This is a genomic window from Pauljensenia sp. C0254C2, assembly GCF_056583835.1.
Genome location: NZ_JBWPJO010000003.1, coordinates 82,851 through 106,495 on the forward strand (window position 1 = coordinate 82,851; position 23,645 = coordinate 106,495).

At 58.8% G+C, this 23,645-nt stretch carries 18 protein-coding genes; 14 read left to right on the forward strand and 4 right to left on the reverse strand.

Annotation, left to right across the window (positions count from 1 at the left end):
- Window positions 1-45 precede the first annotated feature (45 nt).
- Genes AC1DA5_RS03335 through AC1DA5_RS03365 form a run of 7 tightly spaced genes read left to right on the forward strand, consistent with a single transcriptional unit; the run spans window position 46 to window position 6,461 of the window.
- Entirely contained in the window at window positions 46-1,323 is a 1,278-nt protein-coding gene (locus tag AC1DA5_RS03335; RefSeq protein ID WP_058236648.1) for an ABC transporter substrate-binding protein, read from the forward strand.
- An 11-nt stretch (window positions 1,324-1,334) separates the two neighbouring features.
- On the forward strand, window positions 1,335-2,252 hold the full coding sequence (locus AC1DA5_RS03340) for a carbohydrate ABC transporter permease (RefSeq protein WP_058236649.1): 918 nt from the start codon (window positions 1,335-1,337) through the stop codon (window positions 2,250-2,252).
- The gene (locus tag AC1DA5_RS03345; RefSeq protein ID WP_058236650.1) at window positions 2,242-3,165 is read left to right on the forward strand and encodes a carbohydrate ABC transporter permease; all 924 of its coding nucleotides are present in this window, start codon (window positions 2,242-2,244) and stop codon (window positions 3,163-3,165) included. The genes AC1DA5_RS03340 and AC1DA5_RS03345 overlap by 11 nt, the downstream gene beginning before the upstream one ends.
- Window positions 3,166-3,191: 26 nt before the next feature.
- On the forward strand, window positions 3,192-4,649 hold the full coding sequence (locus tag AC1DA5_RS03350; RefSeq protein ID WP_058236651.1) for a M81 family metallopeptidase: 1,458 nt from the start codon (window positions 3,192-3,194) through the stop codon (window positions 4,647-4,649).
- Between the two features lie 5 nt (window positions 4,650-4,654).
- Complete coding sequence (locus AC1DA5_RS03355; protein WP_257525470.1) at window positions 4,655-5,581, forward strand: ROK family protein; 927 nt, start codon at window positions 4,655-4,657, stop codon at window positions 5,579-5,581.
- On the forward strand, window positions 5,556-6,251 hold the full coding sequence (locus AC1DA5_RS03360; RefSeq protein ID WP_058236653.1) for a copper homeostasis protein CutC: 696 nt from the start codon (window positions 5,556-5,558) through the stop codon (window positions 6,249-6,251). The genes AC1DA5_RS03355 and AC1DA5_RS03360 overlap by 26 nt, the downstream gene beginning before the upstream one ends.
- Before the next feature lie 9 nt (window positions 6,252-6,260).
- Window positions 6,261-6,461: a DUF6199 family natural product biosynthesis protein gene (locus AC1DA5_RS03365; protein WP_058236654.1), complete on the forward strand. Its 201-nt coding sequence runs from the start codon at window positions 6,261-6,263 to the stop codon at window positions 6,459-6,461.
- Window positions 6,462-6,465: 4 nt separating this feature from the next.
- Here AC1DA5_RS03365 and AC1DA5_RS03370 read toward each other — a convergent pair whose 3' ends face one another.
- Window positions 6,466-8,172 (reverse strand): alpha-glucosidase, encoded by a 1,707-nt coding sequence (locus AC1DA5_RS03370; protein WP_082628511.1) that lies wholly within the window; start codon window positions 8,170-8,172, stop codon window positions 6,466-6,468.
- A 129-nt stretch (window positions 8,173-8,301) separates the two neighbouring features.
- Here AC1DA5_RS03370 and uvrB point away from each other — a divergent pair, with 129 nt between their 5' ends.
- The 4 genes from uvrB (at window position 8,302) to AC1DA5_RS03390 (ending at window position 14,900) form a co-directional block, all read left to right on the forward strand.
- The gene (uvrB, locus tag AC1DA5_RS03375) at window positions 8,302-10,410 is read left to right on the forward strand and encodes an excinuclease ABC subunit UvrB (protein ID WP_058236656.1); all 2,109 of its coding nucleotides are present in this window, start codon (window positions 8,302-8,304) and stop codon (window positions 10,408-10,410) included.
- A gap of 169 nt (window positions 10,411-10,579) precedes the next feature.
- Window positions 10,580-11,683 carry a TerC family protein gene (locus AC1DA5_RS03380; protein WP_480289215.1) on the forward strand — a complete coding sequence of 368 codons (1,104 nt, stop codon included), beginning with the start codon at window positions 10,580-10,582 and terminating at the stop codon, window positions 11,681-11,683.
- Window positions 11,683-14,082, forward strand: coding sequence for an HAD-IC family P-type ATPase (locus AC1DA5_RS03385; protein ID WP_480289216.1), 2,400 nt, complete (start codon window positions 11,683-11,685; stop codon window positions 14,080-14,082). Before AC1DA5_RS03380 ends, AC1DA5_RS03385 begins: the two co-directional genes overlap by 1 nt.
- Before the next feature lie 32 nt (window positions 14,083-14,114).
- The gene (locus tag AC1DA5_RS03390; RefSeq protein ID WP_480289217.1) at window positions 14,115-14,900 is read left to right on the forward strand and encodes an alpha/beta fold hydrolase; all 786 of its coding nucleotides are present in this window, start codon (window positions 14,115-14,117) and stop codon (window positions 14,898-14,900) included.
- Window positions 14,901-14,913: 13 nt separating this feature from the next.
- Here the strand turns inward: AC1DA5_RS03390 and AC1DA5_RS03395 are convergent, their stop codons facing one another.
- Window positions 14,914-15,231 carry a YciI family protein gene (locus AC1DA5_RS03395; RefSeq protein WP_070727138.1) on the reverse strand — a complete coding sequence of 106 codons (318 nt, stop codon included), beginning with the start codon at window positions 15,229-15,231 and terminating at the stop codon, window positions 14,914-14,916.
- A 117-nt stretch (window positions 15,232-15,348) separates the two neighbouring features.
- Here AC1DA5_RS03395 and uvrA point away from each other — a divergent pair, with 117 nt between their 5' ends.
- The 3 genes from uvrA to AC1DA5_RS03410 are packed head-to-tail and all read left to right on the forward strand — an operon-like array spanning window position 15,349 to window position 20,216.
- On the forward strand, window positions 15,349-18,195 hold the full coding sequence (gene uvrA, locus AC1DA5_RS03400) for an excinuclease ABC subunit UvrA (protein ID WP_480289218.1): 2,847 nt from the start codon (window positions 15,349-15,351) through the stop codon (window positions 18,193-18,195).
- A 4-nt stretch (window positions 18,196-18,199) separates the two neighbouring features.
- Window positions 18,200-19,186, forward strand: coding sequence for a Gfo/Idh/MocA family protein (locus AC1DA5_RS03405; RefSeq protein ID WP_480289219.1), 987 nt, complete (start codon window positions 18,200-18,202; stop codon window positions 19,184-19,186).
- 1 nt (window position 19,187) lies between these two features.
- The gene (locus AC1DA5_RS03410; RefSeq protein WP_070727143.1) at window positions 19,188-20,216 is read left to right on the forward strand and encodes a Gfo/Idh/MocA family protein; all 1,029 of its coding nucleotides are present in this window, start codon (window positions 19,188-19,190) and stop codon (window positions 20,214-20,216) included.
- Here the strand turns inward: AC1DA5_RS03410 and AC1DA5_RS03415 are convergent.
- Together AC1DA5_RS03415 and glnA are read right to left on the reverse strand one after the other, a co-directional pair.
- On the reverse strand, window positions 20,213-22,057 hold the full coding sequence (locus AC1DA5_RS03415) for an AMP-dependent synthetase/ligase (RefSeq protein WP_480289309.1): 1,845 nt from the start codon (window positions 22,055-22,057) through the stop codon (window positions 20,213-20,215). The two genes, AC1DA5_RS03410 and AC1DA5_RS03415, sit on opposite strands and share 4 nt — an antisense overlap.
- 151 nt (window positions 22,058-22,208) lie before the next feature.
- Window positions 22,209-23,633: a type I glutamate--ammonia ligase gene (glnA, locus tag AC1DA5_RS03420; protein ID WP_070727148.1), complete on the reverse strand. Its 1,425-nt coding sequence runs from the start codon at window positions 23,631-23,633 to the stop codon at window positions 22,209-22,211.
- Window positions 23,634-23,645 lie beyond the last annotated feature (12 nt).

The following is a 23,645-nucleotide window of genomic DNA, read 5'->3' on the forward strand; positions in this document are numbered from 1 at the left end:
CACAGGTCAAGTCCTATGTGGGACTCACCGAAGAAAGGTCTCTTAATGCAATCTCTACAGAAAAAAGCAGCAGCGGCGCTACTTGCTACAGGTATGACATGTTCCCTCGTTGCATGTTCTGGGGGCGGTGACAACGCATCGGCATCTGGGAATGGATCAGGCGGATCGATCACATGGGATATGTGGGGCGGCTCCGACGATGATCTGGACTGGATTAGCCAAACTGCCGACATCGTCCGCAAACAGAATCCGGATATTGAGCTGAAAACACAGACCGCTTCATGGGGCGACTACTTCACCAAGCTCACCTCGAACATGTCGTCAGGAAACCTGGCGTGCATCACCTCAATGAACGGGCAGAAGCTGTCGGGCTTCTATCAGGCACTGTCACCGCTGACAGATGAAGACCTTGAAAAAGCAGGTATCAAGAAAGAGGACTTCACCGACGGAGCCCTCGACATCATGACCTTCAACGACAACCTGTACGGCATTCCCTACGACGTGTCAGCGATGATGGTCTTCTACAACAAGGACATGTTCGCTCAAACCGGTGCGAAGGAACCGACCCTGGACTGGACCTTCGACGACTTCAATGAAGCTGTGAAGAAGACCACGACCGACCAGCACAAGGGCTTCGGTATCGGCATGGGTGAATTCCAATGGATGGCACTGCCGATCGCACTGTCCGGCACCCAGCCTGTGACCGCTGATGGCAACATCGACCTGACGAACCCTGACTTCGTCAAGGCCGCTGAATGGTATGCCGACCTTGTTCTGACGGAAAAGGTTGCCGATCCGGTCCCGTCAGCATCTGAAGCTGGCTGGGGCGAAGAACAGTACCAGAACGGCAACGTTGCAATGGCTGTGGACGGCACCTGGAACGCCTACGGCTACTTCAACAACGAAGCAGGCTTCAAGGCCGGCGCAACACGTCTTCCTCAGGGAGACAACGGATCTCTGGGCCTTATCCTTGGCTCCGGTTTCGGTATCTCGGCCAACTGTGACAACCGTGACGCCGCACTGAAGGTACTGGGCTCACTGGTGTCGAAGGAAGCACAGGACCTCCTGAGCTCCTCGGGCCGTTCTTACCCCTCACGTATCGAATCTCAGGCGCAGTACTTCGATTCCTTCGATGAAGCTGTCCGGGAAGAAGTGAAGGCCGCATTCGACGCTGCATTCAAGGATCAGCAGGGTCAGAACTCCGCCCCTGTGTGGTCGCAGGTTAACAACTACATTCAGCCCAACCTCGTGTCGGTCTACACTGGCCAGACGCCAATGTCTCAGATGCTTGAGCAAGCTCAGGCACAATTTGGCAATAAGTGAGGTTGACCGCAATGACCGCACAACCTGCCGTCACGAATCGGCGGAGTTCACTGCGGAAGATTGAGTCCCGTCAAGCGCTGGGCTTTGTCAGCCCAGCGCTTGCGGGCCTCTGCCTCTTCACAGTCGTTCCCGTCGTCCTGTCGGTCGTGATGAGTCTGTTCAACTGGCCAGCCTTTGGCGAACGGACCTTCATTGGCCTTGAGAATTATCGCAACCTGCTGTCAGGTCAAAATCCTGACTTCTATCCTGCTCTGCGAAATTCCATCATCTTCACGGTTACCTACGTACCTGTCAACATCGTTGTCGCACTGACGCTGTCACTGCTCCTCGGCCCGAGAATCAAGGGACGCAACGCTTTCCGCGTTCTCTTCTTCATTCCGGTCGTCACGCCAATGGTTGCCAACGTCCTGGTCTGGAAGATGCTGCTCCAGCCTCAGGGTCTCTTCAACGGCATAGCGGTATCAGTATTCGGTTTCCAACTGCCGAACTTCCTTGCTGATCCCGTATGGGCAATGGTCATGATCGTTGTCATGTCGGTATGGCAGGGCGTGGGCTACAACATGCTGATCTTCTCAGCAGCACTCGAGCAGCTTCCCGAACCCGTTATCGAGGCAGCACGCCTCGACGGAGCCAAGGGAGCGCAGATGCTCTTCCGCGTCATCCTTCCCATGATGTCGCCGTCAATTTTCTTCGCTGCAGTCATGACGATCATCACCTCACTTCAGGTCTTCGTCCAGCCGCAGATGCTCACCGGTGGTGGGCCTGGAAACGCAACGCTGCCGCTGGTCATGTTCATCTACAACCAGGGCTTCAAGTTCCAGCAGCTCGGTGTTGCAGCTGCCGGCGCATGGATTCTGTTCATTCTGGTCATCCTGGTCACAGCTTTCCAGTTCAAGGCTCAAAAGAGGTGGGTCCACTATGAGTACTGATGTCGCAACAACCACGGCACCCCAGAAGGGGACACAGAAAAAGCAGGTTGCCAACAGGCACAGTCAGCCCGGACTTCTGGGCGGTGAACCCTCGCGCGTCAAGGACATCGTGGCAAATGCGACCGTATGGCTCGCAGCCATCCTCTTTGCGTCCCCACTGATCTACGCATTCTTCTCATCACTGAAGTCGAAGGACGAGATTTTCTCGATGCCCCCGACTTTGGTTGGTGAGAAGCTGCGGTGGAGCAATTACCTCGAAGTTTTCACCTACGGCCCGTTCCTGACCTACATTAAGAACTCCTTCATCGTCTCAATCGCAGGAACGCTGCTGGTGCTGTTCGTATCCGCGACAGCCGGTTACGCATTCAGTCGACTGCGCTGGCGCGGGCGAGAACTCGTCTTCGTCCTGTTCCTCGGAACCATGATGGTTCCGCAGGAAGTTCTGGTCGTTCCGATGTTCACCGTGATGAAATGGTTTGGCTGGGTTGACACCTATCAGGCATTGATCTTCCCATTCGCATTCGGCGCATTTGGCACATTCCTGATGCGTCAGTTCATGCGCGGTATCCCATTCGAACTGGAAGAAGCGGCACGTGTTGATGGTGCCGGTCCGATCCGCACGTTCGTTCAGATCATTCTTCCTTTGACCAAGTCGGCAATCGCCGTGCTGGCGGTCTTCACATTTATGTCTTTCTGGAACTCATACCTGTGGCCGCTGATTGTGACCGTCGACTACTCGCGCTTGGGAACTTTGCCAATTGGTCTTGCCTCGTTCTCAAGCCAGACCGGGACGCGATGGGATCTGCAGATTGCTGCAGCGATTATTTCAATGATCCCGACAACAGTCCTGGTCATGATTCTTCAGAAACACCTGATTAAAGGTATCGCCATGTCCGGCATGGGTGGTCGCTAAACAGAACTGGTGAAATAGGAAAAAACATGACTCTTCCGCGAATAGCAATTTGTGGGCTCCACATCGAGTCCTCGACTTTTACCCCATACGTTTCAACTGAAAAGGATTTCCAGGTCAGCCGTGGTGACGAGCTGCTCGCACGTTACACGTGGATGGACGAGGACTGGGCGCGCCAGGTCGAATGGATCCCGATCCTTCACGCCCGCGCACTGCCGGGCGGCCAGGTGCTGCGTTCAGACTACGAAGCCTGGCGGCAGGAAATAGTTGACGGCTTAACCGCCGTTGCACCTGTCGACGCAGTCTTCTTCGACATCCACGGCGCCATGACCGCTCAGGGATACGACGATACCGAGGGTGACCTGATCACAGCCGTCCGTGCAGTTGTCGGAGATAAACCCCTGATCTCGACCTCCATGGATCTGCACGGAAACGTGTCCCGAGCCCTGTTCGCAGGATGCGATCTGCTCACCTGCTACAGGATGGCACCCCATGAGGATGCGTTCGAATCGCGCAAGCGAGCAGCGGTGAACCTAGTGGAACGACTGGTCAGTGGCAAAGGCAGGCCGGCTAAGGCACTGGTTCACGTGCCGGTGCTGCTGCCTGGTGAGAAGACATCGACACGTATTGAACCAGCCAAGTCGCTGTATGCCATGATTCCGGAGGTTGAAAAGCGTCCCGGTATTCTTGACGCGGCAATCTGGGTCGGATTCGCATGGGCGGATCAGCCACGCTGCCAGGGGGCCGTTGTGGTCACAGGCGATGACGCTGAGGACGTGAAGGCTCAGGCTCTGCGTCTGGCTCAGCATTTCTGGGATGTACGCGATCAGTTCGAATTCGTTGCACCCGTGGGGACCATGAGCGAGTGCCTTGAGCACGCCCTCGACGCTCCGCGTCCGTTCTTCATTTCGGATTCCGGAGACAACCCCGGTGCCGGCGGTGCTGATGACTGCACTGCGGCGCTGTCGGAGCTCCTGGAGTGGGCACCGGTAAAGGATGAGGCGCTCAACGTTCTGTATGCATCGCTGGTTGATCCGAATGCCGTGAAGATGGCGGATCAGGCCGGTGAAGGGGCACAGGTCGATGTTGAGCTGGGCGCGCACATCGATACGCGTGAACCCGGACCGCAAAAGGTCCACGCGACAGTGCTCCGAGTAATCGACGATCCGGAGGGTGGTCGCACCTGTGCGTTGAAGATCAATAGCCTGACTGTCATTGTGACCTCTCAGCGCATGCAATACCATTCTCGCGTGCAATATGAGCGACTGGGGCTGTCGATCGATGATCCCGATGTCGTGGTAGTCAAGATCGGCTACCTGGAACCGGATCTGTACAAGGCGCAGGCCGACTGGATGATGGCACTGACTCCAGGCGGAGTTGATCAGGATCTGATTCGTCTGGGACATCGCCGCATTGACCGACCGATGTTCCCATTCGATGAGGATGTGACCGACGCCAAACTGGACGTAGAGGTGTTTATCTCTTGAACACCGTGGTTGCGGGGGTTGATGTTGGCGGTACGTCCATCAAGTCATTCCTGGTGGACTCAGCTGGACACGTCACCGATGCTGTACACCTGGACACGCGTCCGGGCAACGTGGTCGAACAAGCGTGCCACGTCGCCCGGACCATCGTGGACAAGTGGCCAGAGGTCGCCGGAATCGGTGTCATCACACCTGGTGTGGTGGACGAAGAGGCCGGCGTTATCAAGTATGCGTCTAACCTCGAACTGAAGAACGTGAACCTTGCCCAGCGCATGCAGGAAGCATGCTTACGGCCGGTGCGCCTCGGACATGACGGGCGGGCAGCAGGATTGGCTGAAGGTCTCCTGGGCGCTGGCCAGGGCGCACCCACCTTCATCATGGTTCCCATCGGCACCGGCATTTCGGCAGCCATCTGCCACGGTAACCGACCGTGGGCAGGTGATGCCTTCAGCGCCGGAGAAGTTGGCCACACGCCGGTCATTCCGAATGGTGAAACATGCACGTGCGGACAGCGAGGCTGCACGGAGGTGTACGCATCAGCAAAAGCCATCGCGCGACGCTTCACGCAGAAGACCGGCAAAGAGGCAACAGCTCGCACGGTAGAGGATCTGCTGGGAATCGACCCCATTGCAGATGAAGTATGGGATACCGCCACTTACGCGCTGGCCCTGTGCTTCGCGCACCTCACCTTCGCCCTCGACCCCACCCGCTTCGTTGTCGGCGGGGGCCTGTCCAACGCCGGTGAGACGTTGCTGGAACCGGTGCGCCGTCACCTGCGTGACCTGATGGCGTGGCGAACACCTCCCGAAATTGTGACGGCCCGCCTGGGCGCAGAGGCAGGGAAGTGGGGAGCCGCGATCCTGGGTGCCCAGGCTGCGAACCGGCAGATGTGGAACGACTGGAAGATCAATGACGGTTATCGAGTTATGTGTTGAAGACACTGAGGGAGTGCAGATTGCCTCACAGATGGGCATCGACAGAGTCGAACTGTGCGATGACCTGAGCTGCGGAGGCCTGACTCCTTCTGATCGAGTGGTGGACAGCGCGCTCAGCGTCGCACCGTCAGGCGGGATGCAGGTGCTGATCCGCCCCCGTCCCGGCACATTCGTGATGCCCTCCGGTGAGGAACGCGACATTGCCGAGGCGATGCGACGCCTGCGTGAACGCACCGACCACACCGACATACCGGTGGGTTTTGTCGTCGGTGGGCTGACCAGTGACCACGAGATCGATCAGGATGTGCTGTTACTGTGGCGCGACGCGGCCGGGGAGAGACCACTGACTTTCCACCGTGCCTTCGACACCGTGCAGGATATGGACCGAAGCCTCGACCAGCTTATTTGTGCGGGATTCGATCGAGTGCTTACCACCGGCGGTGATGCGTCTGTGGTCAACGTGGAGAATATTCGCCACCTGACAGACCGCGCAGCTGGAGAGATGATCATCCTCGTGTCGGGCGGTTTGCGCTCGCACAATGTCGCCTCCGTGATCCATAGCACCGGAGCGACTGAAGTGCATATGCGTGCTCCGGCACAGCAGCCAGGACGCACCGATCCTGACGAGGCGCAGCGAATCGTCGCTGTGGTTCGCGGGCAGAATTTGTAAAATCACCTTATGTTGTGGTTTTTCGTCGTCCTTTTTGGCGCCCTTGGCCTCCTGATGGTCATCCGCCCGCAGATCATCTGGAAGCTTCTGGTACGCGGCACGCAAGCATCGGAACAGCCCGCCCCCTCGCGAGCACTGATCTCTCAGCGCATCGCCGGGGTCGGGCTGATTCTCGTGGCCGTTTACCTGGGCAGCACCCTGGTCGGGTGAGCACTTAAGCTGGGTGGATCACCCACCGGACTTCCCACGGGGCCAGAGCCGCGTACTCCCAGTCATCCCCGTTGTCGTGACGACGGTTCGACAAGATCACGTCGCCGTCGGGGACAGCGCAGGCAATGGAATGCGAGGACATATTCGCCACCGCATCGAGCACCTGGCCGCCCAGGGTGCGCCGCACCCACCACATCGATGGATCATCTGGCTCGACCAGCTCGAAGTCACCCTCGACCAGAATCGGATACTCCTTGCGCAGCGCGATCATCGCGCGGTAGAACTCGAACGTGGAGCCTGCCTGATCAACCTGTGCCTGCGCGTTGACCGTCTCATAATTCGGGTTCACCGGCAGCCACGGTTCACCGGTCGTGAATCCGGCGTTCTCGGTCGCATCCCACTGCATCGGGGTGCGGGCATTGTCGCGGCTCATCTTCACGATCGCCGGCCACACTGCCTGAGGATCCTGGCCGTCGAGGGTGACTGACTGGCGCCACTGACCAATCGTTTCCACATCCTTGAACTGGTCGATACCGGACCACGGGTAGTTCGACATGCCGATCTCTTCGCCTTCGAACACGAACGGTGTGCCCGGGTGAGCGTGCAGCATCGCGCCCCATGCGGTGGCTGAATGGTAGCGGTGATTCTCCTCATCGCCATAGCGCGACAGGGGACGCGGCTGATCGTGGTTCGACAGGTACAGGGAGTTCCAGCCCTTTCCAGCCAGTTCCTGCGACCAGCGCGCAAGGTTGCGCTTCATGTCAGGCAAATGCAGATCGCGAATGTGGTACTTGTCCCCGTCAGCACTGTCCAGCCCCATGTGCTCGAACTGGAAGATCATATCCAACTCGCGGCGCGCCGGATCAGAGGTCAAAATCGCATCATGGGGTGTGGCACCCGGTGTCTCACCGACGGTGAAGAACACGCGGTCGGGATAGCGGTCGAACACCTCGCGGTGCATTTGCTGGATGTACTCGTGGAAGTGCGGGCCGAAAGCGGCCGATGTGATAGAGCCTTCGCCAGGCTGGTCGAATCCTTCAGGCTTGGAAATCAGGTTGATGACGTCCATGCGGAAGCCGTCAACGCCTCGGTCAAGCCACCAGCACATCATCTCGAAGATCGCCTGGCGCAGCTGAGGGTTGTCCCAGTTCAAATCCGGCTGCTCAGGCGCAAACAGGTGCAGGTAGTATTGCTGGGAGGCTTCGTGCCACGTCCATGACGGGCCGTTAAATGCCGCAGTCCAGTCGTTAGGCTCATCACCGCGGCGCTGCCCTGCCGGCACCTCGTGGGCGGTTGCTCCCGGGCGCGGGTCGCGCCAGATGTACCAGTCGCGCTTGTCTGATGCGGGGTCGAGCGCCTCCTGGAACCAGGGGTGCCGGTTGGAGGTGTGATTAACTACAAGATCCATGATCAGGCGCATGCCGTGAGAATGCAGCTGCGCGATCAGCTCATCAAGATCATCGAGGGTACCGAACATCGGATCAACATCCTGATAATCCGCAATATCGTATCCCATGTCGGCCATAGGGGAGCGGTACAGGGGAGACAGCCACACGATGTCAACACCGAGTTTCTTCAGATACGGCACCCGCGATGTAATGCCGGGAATGTCACCGATGCCGTCACCGTTGGAGTCTTGAAAAGACCGAGGATAGATCTGGTAAACAGTCGAGGACTTCCACCATTGGGGCTGATCAGCAGTATGTGTCACAGTAATCCACCTTCATCGAAGACAACTCTGGTCTTATGGCGCATGCAGGCACTCATATAGATATGAGTCTAGGACACTTGCTCCATGGGCGGGAAGCGGTAGCAGTTAGCAGCGACTACGGTGGGACGTATGAGCGGGCAACGAATCTTACGCCAGGAACATCCTTTCGAAGTGATCGCGGAGTATTCCCCTTCAGGCGACCAGCCACACGCGATTCGTGAGCTTGCCGAACGCATCAACGGTGGGGAACAACATGTCGTGCTGTTGGGCGCGACCGGCACCGGCAAGACGGCAACGGCCGCGTGGCTCATCGAACAAATTCAGCGTCCCGCCCTGATCATGGAGCCCAACAAGACGCTGGCCGCTCAGCTCACCGCCGAGTTCCGCGAATTCCTGCCCAGGAACGCGGTCGAATACTTCGTGTCGTACTACGACTACTACCAGCCTGAAGCATACGTGCCTCAGACAGACACCTATATTGAAAAAGACTCCTCCATTAATGACGAGGTTGAACGCCTGCGACATTCGGCAACCAACTCATTGCTGACGCGTCGGGACACGGTTGTGGTCTCGTCGGTGTCCTGCATTTACGGCCTGGGCACGCCTGAAGAATACGTGGCACGTATGGTGGATTTGCAGCGAGGAATGGTCATTGACCGCGACGATTTGCTGCGCGCCTTCGTGGATATGCAGTACGTGCGCAACGACATGTCATTCACCCGCGGCACGTTCCGTGTGCGCGGGGACACCATCGAGATCATCCCGGTGTACGAGGAACTCGCTATCCGCATCGAAATGTTCGGTGATGAAATCGACCAGCTCGCCGTATTGCACCCGCTGACAGGTGACGTAATACGTGACGTTGACCAGGTCTACCTGTTTCCGGCCTCTCACTATGTCGCTGGCGAAGAGCGTATGAAGCGTGCGATCAAGTCGATTGAGGATGAACTGGCCGAACGCCTCGAATGGTTCGAATCTCAGGGCAAACTTCTCGAAGCGCAGCGACTGCGCATGCGCACAACCTATGATCTGGAAATGCTCAAGGAAGTCGGCACCTGCTCGGGTGTGGAGAACTATTCACGCCATATTGACGGTCGCGGCCCCGGCACGCCGCCGCACACTCTCCTGGATTATTTCCCGGACGATTTCCTGCTCATTATCGATGAATCTCACGTCACGGTTCCGCAGATCGGTGCCATGTTCGAGGGCGACATGTCGCGTAAGCGCACCCTCGTCGATCATGGTTTCCGTCTTCCCTCGGCAATGGACAACCGGCCACTGAAGTGGGATGAATTTGTTGAGCGCATCGGGCAGACCATGTATCTGTCGGCCACACCCGGCCCCTACGAGCTCGAGCGTTGCGACGGAGTTGTTGAACAGATCATTCGCCCAACTGGCCTAGTCGATCCGAAGGTGATTGTGAAGCCTACCTCGGGACAGATTGATGACCTGCTCGAAGAAGTCCGGGTGCGTGTGGAACGCAATGAGCGCGTCCTCGTCACCACATTGACCAAAAAAATGGCAGAAGACCTCACCACGTATCTGGCCGAACGCTCCGTTCGCGTCGAATATCTGCACTCGGATGTCGACACGTTGCGCCGCGTGGAACTGTTGCGGGAACTGCGTCAGGGCAAGTTCGACGTCCTTGTCGGGATCAACCTGCTTCGAGAAGGCCTCGACCTGCCCGAAGTATCGCTCGTGTCCATTCTGGATGCGGACAAGGAAGGGTTCCTGCGCTCAACGCGTTCCCTCATTCAGACGATTGGCCGCGCAGCCCGTAACGTGTCGGGCGAGGTTCACATGTACGCCGACAACATCACCGATTCGATGCGTGCGGCGATTGAGGAAACCGAAAGGCGCAGAGCCAAGCAGATTGCCTATAACGAAAAACATCACATTGATCCGACACCTCTGCGCAAGAAGATCGCTGACGTGACAGACATGCTCGCACGCGAGGACATTGACACGGAATCACTGCTGGAAGGTGGGTACCGTCAGGAACGCTCCGGCAAGCCCATCGGACATGCCCGAGCCAGCGACGACGTGTTGCGCCACGCCAGGGATACCCGTGAACGACTGGGACTTCAGGCTGAAGCTGAACTGGCGCAGCTCATTGACGACCTGTCAGCGCAGATGCATGCGGCGGCAGGCGACCTTCAGTTCGAGCTGGCCGCCCGGCTGCGTGACGAGGTGGCGGATCTCAAACGTGAGCTTCGACAGATGAAGGAAGCAAACTGATTCCGGGGCGTCTGAACGCGGTAGTATGAGATCCACGAGGGGAGTAATCCTTTAACCCGGTATCGTCATCTCGGGACGCTACGTGCGCGCAGCGAACCCGGTACCGAGGCCTGTCGCAGACAGGCGGACCAGACCTCGGCTGTATCACCCCGAACACGGAAGGTTTTACGTGGACGTTCACGCGCTCGGCTGGGTCGGCCTAGGCCTCGTCGTCATTGTGCTTATTTCTATCGACATCATCGGTCATGTCCGTACACCGCACGCCCCCACCATGAAAGAGGCGGCATTGTGGACTGTGGGCTACGTTTCTCTCGCGATGCTATTCGGAATCGGGATCTGGGCGATTTATGGCGGCCAGTATGCCGGAGAGTTCTACGGCGGCTGGATCACCGAATGGTCCCTGTCGCTCGACAACTTGTTCGTCTTTGTCATCATTATGAATTCGTTCAGAGTGCCGCGAGAATATCAGCAAAAAGCGCTGCTCAGCGGCATCATCATTGCGCTCGTCATGCGCCTGATCTTCATCCTGATCGGCGCCGCACTGATTGAGCGCTTCTCCTGGGTCTTCTTTATCTTCGGTGCATGGCTGCTATGGACGGCATACTCTCAGGCACGCCAGGGGACCGGCGGAGACGAGAAAGAATCCGAACAGGGTGAAAACGGGTTCATCCGCCTCGTGCGCCGCATCGTTCCCGTCACCGACGGGTATTACTCGGACCGGTTCCTCTATCGCCATGGCGGAAAGACTGCTGTGACACCGCTGCTGCTGGTGGTCCTCGCTCTGGGGTCAGCCGACCTCATGTTTGCGTTCGACTCCATTCCGGCAATCTTCGGCCTCACGAAAGAGCCGTACCTGGTCTTCGCGTGCAACGCCTTCGCCCTGCTGGGCCTGCGTCAGCTCTACTTCCTGATCGACGGACTGCTTGATCGTCTCGTGTACCTTCACTACGGCCTGGCCGTCATTCTTGGCTTCATCGGCGTGAAGCTCATTTTGCACGCCCTGCATGAGAACACGTTGCCGTTCATTAACGGTGGACAGGGCTTCGAAAGCGTCCCCGAGGTGGGCACACCGCTCTCACTGGCCGTCATCGCCGGAACGCTGATCATCACGGTGATCGCCTCGATCCTGAAGTCACGCCACTCAAACGCCCAGCGGGCGCCTCAGCCGATTAATCGCAGTGCCAAGGCCGAGCAGGATGCGGCACGCTCCTCGGTGCGTGAGGTCGCTGACTCCGACGAGCAGCATACTGAGCCGCGTCCGTCAGTGGACTGATGCCAGCACCCGGGCCATCCGGCCTCACGGCCGCACAAGTGGAAGAACGCACCCGTCAGGGTGAGGTCAACCATCACCATACGAAGACGTCCCGCTCGCTCGGATCAATAGCGCGAGCGAATGTTTTCACCCTGTTCAACACGATCCTTACCACCGCAATTGTTGTGGTACTGATTGTGGGGGACTGGCGGGACGCAGTGTTCGGCGGCGTGATGGTACTCAACGCCATCATCGGTATCGCGGCGGAATACCGCGCGAAGAAAACGCTCGATTCCCTGGCGATTGTCGACGCGCCGCATTCGCTGGTGTGGCGGGATGGTGAAGAGCGCGAGGTCCTGTCGGAAGACGTGGTACGCGGCGACATCATCGAGCTGCGCCTGGGGGACCAGGTTCCCGTCGATGGAATCGTGCAGACTTCCCACAGCCTCGACATTGACGAATCTTTGTTGACGGGCGAATCCGTACCGATCAGAAAAAAGCAGGGTGACCGCGTCCTGGCCGGCACCGCCGTCGTCTCAGGTGACGGCCTTATCGAAGCCACTGTTGTCGGAAACGCCGTCTATGCCCATACGCTCACAGAGCAGGTCCGCCGGTTTACGCGCACCACTTCCGAGATTCAGCAGGGCATTAACCGCGTCCTGCGGGTCATTTCGTGGCTGATTGTGCCCGTCACCGCGCTGATCGTATGGTCGCAGATCCGCCTCGATCCACTCAGTGGTGGATGGCGGCACGCACTCGTCCTGGCGGTCGCGGCAGTTGTCGGCATGATCCCGCAGGGCCTGGTTCTGCTGACCTCCATGAACTTCGCCCTCGGCGCGGCAACACTGGCACGGCGCAAAGTCCTCGTCAATGAGCTTCCCGCGGTGGAAGTCCTCGCGCGTGTGGATGCCCTCTGCGTTGACAAAACGGGAACGCTGACCACTGGCGGAGTGAGCGTCGATTCCATGATTCCCCTAGGCGCGGGTGACAGCGGTGACCGAATTGACGAGGGTGCCGCCCGCGCACTGTTGACACTCAATGCTTCCACACACAACGCAACTGCGGAAGCGATCGTTGCTCATCTGAAGGCGCAGGCACTCGAGGTGGAGCCAGCTGACCTGTCTGATAACTGGAGCGTCCCATTCAATTCGACACGCAAATGGTCGGGATTCAGTGATGGACAGCAGGCCTGGGTGCTGGGCGCTCCGGAAATGACGGTGACTGACGCGAACGTGCTGGATCACGTCACGCGCGTTGCCGACCAGGGACTTCGCGTTGTGGTGCTCAGCTGTGCGCCGGCAGCGCCCTCGTTAATGGGGGAGGAACTGCCGCAGGGACTTCAGCCGAACACTCTGATCGTCCTGCGCGAACAGATCCGCCCCGACGCTGCTGACACAATGGCGTATTTCCGCCGGCAGGGCGTGCGGGTACGCGTGATATCAGGTGACAATCCTGCGACTGTGCAGGCTATCGCGAGCGTGGCCTCATTGCGTGAGGACCAGGCGACGATTCGCGGGATGGATGCGCGCACCCTGCCTGAGGACATGGACAGCGACGCGTTCGTGCAGGCCGTGATGGATCATGATGTGTTCGGACGTGTCACTCCGGAGCAAAAACGCGCAATGGTGCGGGCATTACAGTCTCGCGGGCATACTGTCGCGATGACGGGTGACGGCGTCAATGACGCACTTGCCCTGAAAGATGCCGACCTGGGAATCGCGATGGGCAGCGGTGCCCGCGCCACGAAAGCGGTGGCGCAGATCGTGCTGGTCGATGGAGCGTTTGCAGCTCTGCCAGGGGTCGTCGCTGAAGGGCGGCGCATCATGGCGAATATGGAACGTGTCTCCGCGCTCTTCCTGGCCAAGACGGTCTACGCCAGCCTCATAGCCGTGATCTGCGCGCTTGCCGCCTGGCACTACCCGTTCCTGCCCCGTCACTTCACCTACATTGATGCGCTGACCATCGGAATCCCGGCATTCTTCATCGCGCTGGGACCGAACAGGCGACGATACGTCAGCGGATATTTGAAGCGCGTGCTCGGCCTGGCCGTTCCATCAGGGTGCGTGTTGGCTGCAGCTGCGTTGACTGCGTACTGGATGGTGGGCGTAGGACAAGTGGAGGGCCAAACCGCTGCCGCGTTGTCGTTGATGTGTGGTGCACTGTGGCTCCTGTCCATTACCGCACGCCCGGTGAATTCGTGGAGGGCGGGACTGATCGCCCTCATGCTGATCTGTGCCATCGCGGGAGTATTCATTCCACTCATCCGCGACTTCTTTGCGCTGGAGTGGCCGGCAGCGCACGACGGATGGGTGATCCTCGCGTGCGGCCTCACCGCCTGTATCCTCATCGAAGCGGCGCATCGCGCATACTCATTGCGCCACCAGCGAAAGGCTGAAACGGACGGTGCGCCACTAGACTGACAGTGCGGAGATACCGCGTGAAGGAGTTGAAGATGACTGCATGGAAGCTGCCGCTGACGATCCTGGGAAACGAGGATGCTCCGGCGTTGGTGCTGGGACATTCACTGGGATCAAGCCACGACATGTGGGAGAGCGTCATCCCCTTGATTCGCGACGATTTTTATATTGTCCTCTACGATCTTCCCGGGCACGGAGGAACACCGATTGCTCCGGTCGGCCGCGAACTGAAGATGACCGACGTTGTGGAAGCATTGCTTGGCGCGTTGGATGATCACGGCGTCGATACGTTTCATTGCGCCGGACTGTCACTGGGTGGCATGGTCGCCATGGCTACTGCAATCACACATCCTCAGCGGGTGCGCAGCCTCACCGTCATGAGTGCCGGGCCGATCAATGGTCAGCCTGATCAGTGGTACGACAAAGCTGAGGCTGTGCGTCGCGACGGCACAGCAAGCCTGGTGGACGCAACGTTCGAGCGCTGGTTCATGCCTGAATTTGCTTCGGGGGAGGGTGCTGACCGCGTTGAGGCGATTCGCAGGATCTTCGAAAACTGTGATGACGAGGGATACGCGCAGTGCTGCGAGGTCCTCGCCAGTACGGACATGCGTGGCGACGTTGCGAGCATCCACACTCCAACCCTCCTGATCAGCGCTGAAGAGGACGGTTCACTGAACTGGGCGGGCGCTGACGAACTGGCCCGCACCATCCGCAGTGGAGGGGCGACTGTGCAGGTGGCACGCATCCCTCAGGCGCGGCATATGAGCGCCGTTGAGAAGCCGGAGCTGGTGGCTCGGGCTCTCAAAGGGCTGGTCGACTAGAGGCAGCCGAAATCTACGAGTACGGGAACTTCGTGTCGAATTCTTCGGCCAGGCTGCCGATGGTCGGTTCCCACTGCATGATGCGCCGATCAATGATGAACCCCTGAACGTAGAACGGATCATCCTCGAGGATCTTCAGCGCCACATTGGCGGACTCTGCCTTCAAGATGATGAGGGCACCCTCATGCATCGCATCGCGGAGCCAACCTGAGGACAGCAGAACATCTTTCGTATACAGATCCCGCAGGAAACGGCGGTGCGCCGGGCGGAAATCCTGCGTCAGAGAATTCAACTTGGTGTCATACGTGTACTCAACGACATAGATACGCATAGGTCAATTATCCCAGCATTGCGATCGCGGCGCGCCTGAATGCATGAACAGATCCTGCGCACCCACCCCACATGGAACAGATGTGCGAGAATCGCGCCGGAGCCGTAGGATCGAGGGGTGTCAGACCAGTTGATCGTGCGCGGAGCGCGCCAGCACAACCTCAAAAGCGTCAACCTCGAGTTACCTCGTGACGCGATGATCGTCTTTTCCGGCCTGTCCGGCTCCGGAAAGTCATCCCTCGCATTCGATACCATTTTTGCCGAGGGGCAGCGCCGCTACGTTGAATCCCTGTCGTCATATGCGCGCCAGTTCCTCGGTCAGATGGACAAACCTGACGTTGACTTCATCGAGGGCCTCTCTCCGGCAGTGTCCATCGATCAGAAATCCACCTCACGTAACCCGCGATCAACGGTAGGCACGATCACTGAAATCCACGACTACCTGCGTCTTTTGTTCGCACGGGCGGGCACTGCGCACTGTCCGACGTGTGGCGCTGAAATCACCGCCCAGACCCCGCAGCAGATCGTGGACAGTGTGCGCTCGATGGAGGAGGGCACCCGCTTCCAGGTCCTCGCACCCGTCGTGCGTGGCCGCAAGGGTGAGTACCGCGAATTACTTGACGATCTGCGCGCTGCCGGCTATTCACGCGCATTGATTGACGGTGAAGTGGTGCGTTTGGAGAACGCGCCGACCCTTGAGAAGAAGCTGAAACACACCATCGAAGTCGTCATCGACCGACTGGTGGTGCGCGACGGTATGAAGCAGCGTCTGACTGACTCGGTAGAAACAGCGCTGGGGCTGTCGGAAGGCCTGGTTGTCATTGACGTCGTGGATCTGGACGCGGACGATCCGAACAGGCGGCGCCGCTACTCTGAAAAGCGCGCCTGCCCGAACGACCATCCACTTGCACTTGAAGAGATCGAGCCTCGCACATTCTCATTCAACGCTCCTTACGGTGCATGTCCTGAATGTATGGGAATCGGCTCGCGGCTGGAAGTCGACCCTGACCTCGTCGTTCCCGACGAAGAACTGTCTCTTGAGGATGGGGCTGTCGCACCGTGGAGCCGGAACGTTAAGTACCACGTACGCTTGCTGAAATCCCTCGGTAAGGAGCTCGGCTTTTCGACCAGGACTGCGTGGAAGGAGCTGCCCAGTCAGGCGCGCCAGGCGATCCTGTACGGCAAAGACTACGAAGTGAAAGTCAAGTTCCGTAACAGGTGGGGGCGCGAGCGTTCCTACACGACTGGCTTCGAAGGCGCTGTCAACTACATCGAACGCAAGCGTGAGGAAACTGAGTCGGATCGAACGTTGGAACGCCTGGAAGCGTACATGCGTGAGGTGCCATGTCCCGTGTGTCAGGGTGCCCGCCTGAAGCCGGAAGTGCTGGCTGTGCGCATCGGTGGCCTGAACATTGCCGAGGTGTCGAACCTGTCGATTGCTGATCTCGAGCGTTTCATGAGTGAGCTCGAGCTCGACCAGCGACAGCAGTTCATTGCGCGCCCTATTTTGCAGGAAATCATCGCCCGCTTGAAGTTTCTCAACGATGTGGGGTTGACGTACCTGACATTGTCAAGGGCGGCCGGAACCCTTTCCGGTGGTGAAGCTCAGCGTATCCGGCTGGCCACCCAGATCGGGTCGGGACTGGTCGGGGTTCTCTACGTCTTGGATGAGCCATCTATCGGCCTGCATCAACGTGATAACCAGCGCCTGATCGCCACCCTGAAGCGCCTTCGCGACCTCGGCAACACGCTGATCGTTGTCGAACATGACGAAGAAACGATTGAATCGGCCGACTGGGTCGTGGACATTGGACCGGGTGCCGGAGAAAACGGCGGATGGGTCGTGTACTCCGGAAGCGTGGAGGAGTTGAAGAAGAATCGGAACTCGTTGACAGGGGAGTACCTGTCGGGGCGCCGGTCCATTGCCATTCCAACCGAACGCAGGCCGGTGGACCGCTCCCGCGTCATCACGGTGAAAGGCGCGCGTGAAAACAACCTCGATAACCTCACCGTGTCATTCCCTCTCGGAGTGTTCATCGCCGTGACGGGCGTGTCAGGATCGGGCAAATCCACTCTGGTTAACCAGATTCTGTATCGGTCCCTCGCATCCCGCCTCAATGGGGCGCGCATGGTTCCGGGACGCCACCGCGCGATCACCGGTCTGGATCACCTCGACAAGGTGATTCATGTGGATCAGTCACCCATTGGACGCACCCCGCGTTCGAACCCAGCTACCTACACCGGGGTGTGGGATCTGATTCGCCAGCTTTTCGCACAAACGCATGAAGCCAAGGTTCGCGGCTACATGCCGGGACGTTTCTCCTTCAATGTCAAGGGCGGCAGGTGCGAAGCCTGCAAGGGCGACGGCACGATTCGCATTGAAATGAACTTCCTGCCCGACGTGTATGTGCCGTGCGAGGTGTGTCACGGCAAGCGGTACAACAGGGAGACACTGGAAGTCCACTACAAGGGCAAGACAGTGGCAGATGTTCTGGATATGTCCATCTCGGAAGCGGCGGAGTTCTTCCAGTCGCTGCCGCGTATCGCTCGTCATCTCAACACGCTCGTCGAGGTTGGCCTGGGGTACGTGCGGCTGGGACAGGCCGCCACGACACTGTCCGGTGGCGAAGCTCAGCGTGTAAAACTGGCGTCCGAACTGAAGCGACGCTCCTCAGGACGATCAGTGTATGTTCTGGACGAGCCGACGACGGGTCTGCATAGCGAAGACATTCGCAAGCTCTTGATGGTGTTGCAGACACTGGTTGATAAAGGCAATACGGTCATCGTGATTGAGCACAACCTGGATGTCATCAAGTGCGCGGATTGGATCATTGACATGGGCCCTGAAGGGGGATCCGGCGGTGGCCAGGTCGTGGCTGAGGGCACACCTGAAGATGTTGCCGCCGTCGACGAATCATTCACTGGTCAGTATTTAAGAAAAATTCTCGACTTCAGCGTAGAGTAGATCTATGAGTGGTGACCGGCGCATAATAGTAGGTTTGGTCGGAGCTGGCGGCATTGCGCGATCCCACATGTCAGCGTGGCGGTCACTGGGCGTTGACATCCTCGTCTATTCGAAGGAAGACGCCAACGAGCTGTGCGCGGAGTTCTCCACCGGACGCGTCGTTGACACGCTCGAGAACCTGGTCGCACAATCCCAGGTGATCGATGTCCTGACACCAACATACGCACACGAGGAAGCTGTGCGCGCCGGACTGGACGCCGGGCGCCAGGTCATCTGTGAAAAACCGCTGGCACTGGACGCGCCGACAGCACAGCAGCTGCTTGAATTGTCACGCGCACGCGACAACGCACTGTACGTCGCGCATGTCGTGCGGTATTTCCCGGAATATGCCACCCTCCACGATGCCGTCTCCAGCGGATATATCGGCCGCCCGGCGGTAGCACGTCTGAACCGGACCGGCACGTTCCCGCAATGGGCCTCGTGGTTCGCTGACGAGGAAAAATCCGGTGGAATTGTCGATGATCTCATGATCCATGACCTTGATATTGCCCGATGGGTGCTGGGAGAGGTACGCAGCGTGTATGCAACGCTGCGCCATGCCACTGCTCCCGATGGGCGGCGCGTGAGCGTTGCTCAGGCGACATTGCGTCATGAGGACGAAGCGATCTCGAATGTGCGCGCGACGTGGGGGCCGGTGGGCACACCATTTCGCACTTCATTCTATGTTGCGGGAACCGACGGGTGTCTGGAGCACGATTCAACAGCTCACCCACCTCTGCAGGTCCGCAGCGACGCACCAACTGACGCATCAATGCTGCCGACCACATCAGGATCCCCGGCCGACCCCTACTACGCAGAACTGAGCGACTTCATGGAGTCCATGTCCACCGGCTCAACGCCGAGGGTGAGTGCAGAAGACGCGGTCGAAGCGCTGAAGCTGGCAGACGCGGTTCGCCTGTCAGCCCATCGCGATGCGGTAGTGGAGTTGTGAGATGAAAACCATTCGTATCGGACTGTTGTCGTTCGCACACATGCATGCCGAGGGATACGCCACAGCCCTCATGGGCATGGACGGCGTCGAATTGATGTGCACCGACCCGGATTCACACAGGGCAGGACGCCCCAGCCCTGCATGGCGCGGCAGAAAAGGAGCCCGCGCGCTCGGTGTGCCCTACGTCGACACTTGTGAGGAGTTAGAGCAATGGGGGCCGGACGCAGTGATCGTCTGCTCCGAAAATACCGAACACAGGCGCATGGTCGAATGGGCGGCTGAGCGTGGATATCACGTCCTGTGTGAGAAACCGATCGCCACCAGTCATGACGATGCTGTCGCCATGTGGGATGCATGCCGTCAGGCAGGAGTCTTCCTGATGACCGCTTATCCGGTGCGTTTTTCAACAGCGTGCCGAGAACTCAAGACGCGAGTTGATCACGGCCAGCTGGGCGATCTGGTGGGCTTCGCTGGCTCGAATAACGGGAAAATCCCCAGTGGTGGCCGCACCTGGTTCACTGATCCGGATCAGGCCGGTGGCGGTGCCCTCGTCGACCATGTCGTCCACATCGCTGACATTCTGGACATGCTGCTCGACGGTGAACAGGCATCATCCGTGTGGGCTGCCGATAACCGGATTCTGGGCGCAGATAATCCCGACGTTCACGTGGAGACCAGCGGACTCGTCACGGTGCGCTATCCGTCAGGTCTGGTCGGCACAATTGACTGTTCATGGAGCATGCCGGAAGCGGCGCCAACATGGGGTGGCCTTACCCTCGACATTATCGGCACAAGAGGTACCGCGCGTTTCGCCCCCTTTGATGCGCGGGTGTCTGGTGCCGTCTGTGGGCAAGCCGCATGGCTGGGATACGGTGAAGATATGGATGGCGTCATGCTGCGCACGTTCACTGACGCTGTGCGCACCGGTCACACACCTCAGCCGGACGCAGCATCGGCTATCCGGTCACTGGACATCATGCTGGCAGCACAGCAATCGGCACGCAGTGGCGCGGTAGTCCACCTGAATTAGCGCCGCAGCCAGGACCGCAGTTTCCTGCTCATCGTGGACGCAGGCCTCGCGTGCGGCTGACGTGCACGCACGGTCGCATTGCGCTCGGCCAGGCCTTCCTCGTACAGGGCATCCACTTCCCGCGCGTAATCCTTCAGCACTTTCGAGCGACGAAGTTTCAACGAGGGGGTCAGGTACCCGTTCTCAACAGTAAAGACGGTGTCGACGAGGCGGAAACGACGAATCGACTCAGCTCGCGAAACAGCGCGGTTGGCGCGGTCGATGGCCCGCTGCAAAGAACGCTGGACTTCCGGCATGCGCATTGCAACCGAGGGATCAACAACTGGCAGATTATGCGCGACCAGCCAGTTGGCGAGCATATCTGAATCGAGGGTGATGAGTGCACCAATGTAGGGCCGATTATCGCCCACCACGATCACATGTCCGATCAGCGGATGTGTCTGAAGCTGTTCTTCGAGTACCTCGGGCGACACGTTCTTGCCACCGGCGGTTACCAGGAGTTCCTTGCGGCGCCCTGTAATCGACAGGTGACCATTGCGCGGGTCGATCGTTCCTAGATCGCCCGTATGGAACCAGCCGTCCTCGAACGAGTCAGCGGTCTCGTCAGGCAAGCTGTGATAGCCAGTTGAAACAGATACGCCGCGCACCAGAATTTCACCGTGCTCGGAGATTTTCATTTCATTTCCGGGAACAACACTGCCAACCGTGTTGAACGGCGTGTAATCGGCATGCTGCACGGCGATCGGGCCGGTTGTCTCGGTCAGCCCGTAGCCTTGAATCAACGTGAGATCGAGGCCTGAGAAGAACTCAGCAAGTTCCGGTGCCAGGGGCGCGCCACCGGAAATAATCAGCTCGATATTGGGACCGAGTGCCGCCTGGATCTTGCGTAACGCCAGAGCCGTCGCGATCCCATGATTGACTTTCAGCGTCAGGGGAGTGCTGGTTTCGGAGCGCTCTGCGCGTGCATACAGGCGGGACTGTCTGGCTGACCACTGGAAGATGCGCAGCTTTGTGCCCTTCCCCGCTTTTGCTGACGCCGCGCTGTAAACTTTTTCAAGGACGCGAGGCACCGCCAGCAGAATCGATGGTTTAAAGGCCTGAATATCGGGAAGCAGGTTCTTAATGTCCGGTGAGAAAGCAAGTCGCCCTCGGCCGCTCACGAAGGCATGCATGACCAGGCGCGCCAGGACGTGCGCGACCGGGAGGAACAGCAAGAGGCGTGAGTTCTCGTTGTACAGGTGCTGCGGCAGGACTTGCCCCAGACCCAGCGTCGTGCCCACAAAGTTGTGATGCGTCAGCTCGACACCTTTCGGGGTGCCGGTCGTGCCCGACGTGTAGACCAGAGTGGCCAGAGAATCACCACGTACATCGCGGAAACGCTCCTCAACCTTGTCCGGCACGATGCGGCCCGCCGCGCGCGCCAGGTTACGCATTGCTCCGCGATCGAGGGAATGGATCGACTCGACGCATTCGGGGCGAACAGTCTCCACCAGATCTGCCTGCTGCACGGTTGCCGTGATGACGTGTCGGATGTGCGCGTCGGTCAAAATATGATCGATCTGTGCGGTTGAATCCGATTCGTAGATGGGCACAACTACGCCGCCAACGGTCATTACTGCCAGGTCAAGGACCAGCCAGTCAAAACTGGTGGGCGACAAGATTGCCACCCGCTCACCGGCTTCCAGACCCCACGCAAGAAAACCTCGTGCGATCACCTCGACGCGATCCAGCAGGTCAGACGCGGTGATGGGAAGCGTTGCGCCCACCGAGGAGCGATCTTCAACCACGACATCAAAGGGAAACTCGTCGGCGCGCTTGCGCAGCATTGCTGGAATCGTCATCGATGGATCCACCGGCTGGGAGAGGTCAGCTCGATATACGGTCTGATCTCGGTCAGGCATTGTGATTCCCTTTCATGTGGACAGTCATGATGGACGACGGGGCGGCCATCATCTATGTTTCAGACAAGCTTACCGCAGGCGGGCGAGCACCTTACACGTTGAAGTACATGTCGAACTCTGCTGGGTGCGGGTAGGCACGCATCGGCGCGATCTCGTTGGCGATCTTGTACTCAATCCACGTGTCAATCAAATCCTGCGTAAAGACGTCGTTTTCTGTCAGGAAGTCTGAATCGGCACGCAGGTGATCCAACGCCGCTTCAAGAGAGTGAGGCAGCTTGGCGATATCGGTGTATTCCTGCGGAGGCAGGTCGTACAGATCCTTATCGATGGGGGCGGCAGGCTCCACGCGGTTGCGAATACCGTCCAGGCCGGCCATCAGGCACGCCGAGAAGGACAGGTACGGGTTCGCTGACGGGTCAGGTACGCGGTACTCGACACGCTTGGCCTTTGGTGAGGTTCCTGACACCGGAATGCGGATACACGCTGACCTGTTGCGCGCCGAATAAACGAGGTTGACCGGCGCTTCGAAGCCCGGCATGAGTCGACGGTAGGAGTTAATCGACGGGTTCGTAAAGGCGAGCAGGGCGGGCGCGTGCTCCAACAGGCCTCCGATGAACCAGCGCGCCAGGTCGGACAGGGAACCATATCCTCGTTCGTCATAGAACAGCGGGTCGCCGTCTTTCCACAGGGACAGGTGGGTGTGCATACCAGAGCCGTTGTCACCGAAGAGTGGCTTAGGCATGAACGTGGCGGTCTTGCCGCATTCCCACGCGGAGTTGCGCACAATGTACTTGAACTTCATCATGTCGTCGGCGGCCTGGCACAGAGGTGCAAAACGGTAGTTGATCTCATGCTGGCCGCCTGCACCGACCTCGTGGTGCGCGCGCTCAATGACGAGGCCCGCTTCAGCAAGATTGTGTGTCATGTGGTCACGAACGTCAGCAAACATATCTATCGGGGAAACCGGCGCGTACCCGCCTTTCAGTGGCGTCTTGTAGCCCAGGTTCATGCCGTCCTCGTTGCGCGCGGTGTTCCAGTAGGCATCATCGCTGTCTAGACGGAACATGCTGTGGTGAGGCTCGACTTTGTACTGCACGCTGTCAAACATGTAGAACTCGGCTTCAGCGCCGATGAAGCACGTATCGGCAATGCCGGTCGACTTCAGATAGGCCTCAGCTTTTTGCGCCACCTGCCGCGGATCACGGGAGAACGGTTCAGAGGTGAACGGATCAACGACCGAAAAGACGACGACCAGTGTCTTGGCAGCGCGGAAAGGGTCGACGTAGGCGGTGGTGATGTCGGGGACGAGCTTCATATCGGACTCGTGAATCGCGGAAAAGCCGCGCACAGATGAACCGTCGAACATCAGGCCGTCTGACAACGCGCCGTCGATGAACTCATTGGGAGGAACAATCATGTGCTGCTGAATGCCGAAAAGATCGCAGTAGCGTACATCGATGAATTCAATCTCTTCACGTGTGATGAAGTCGACTATTTCTTTCTCGCTGGTGAACATTCGTGTGTCCCT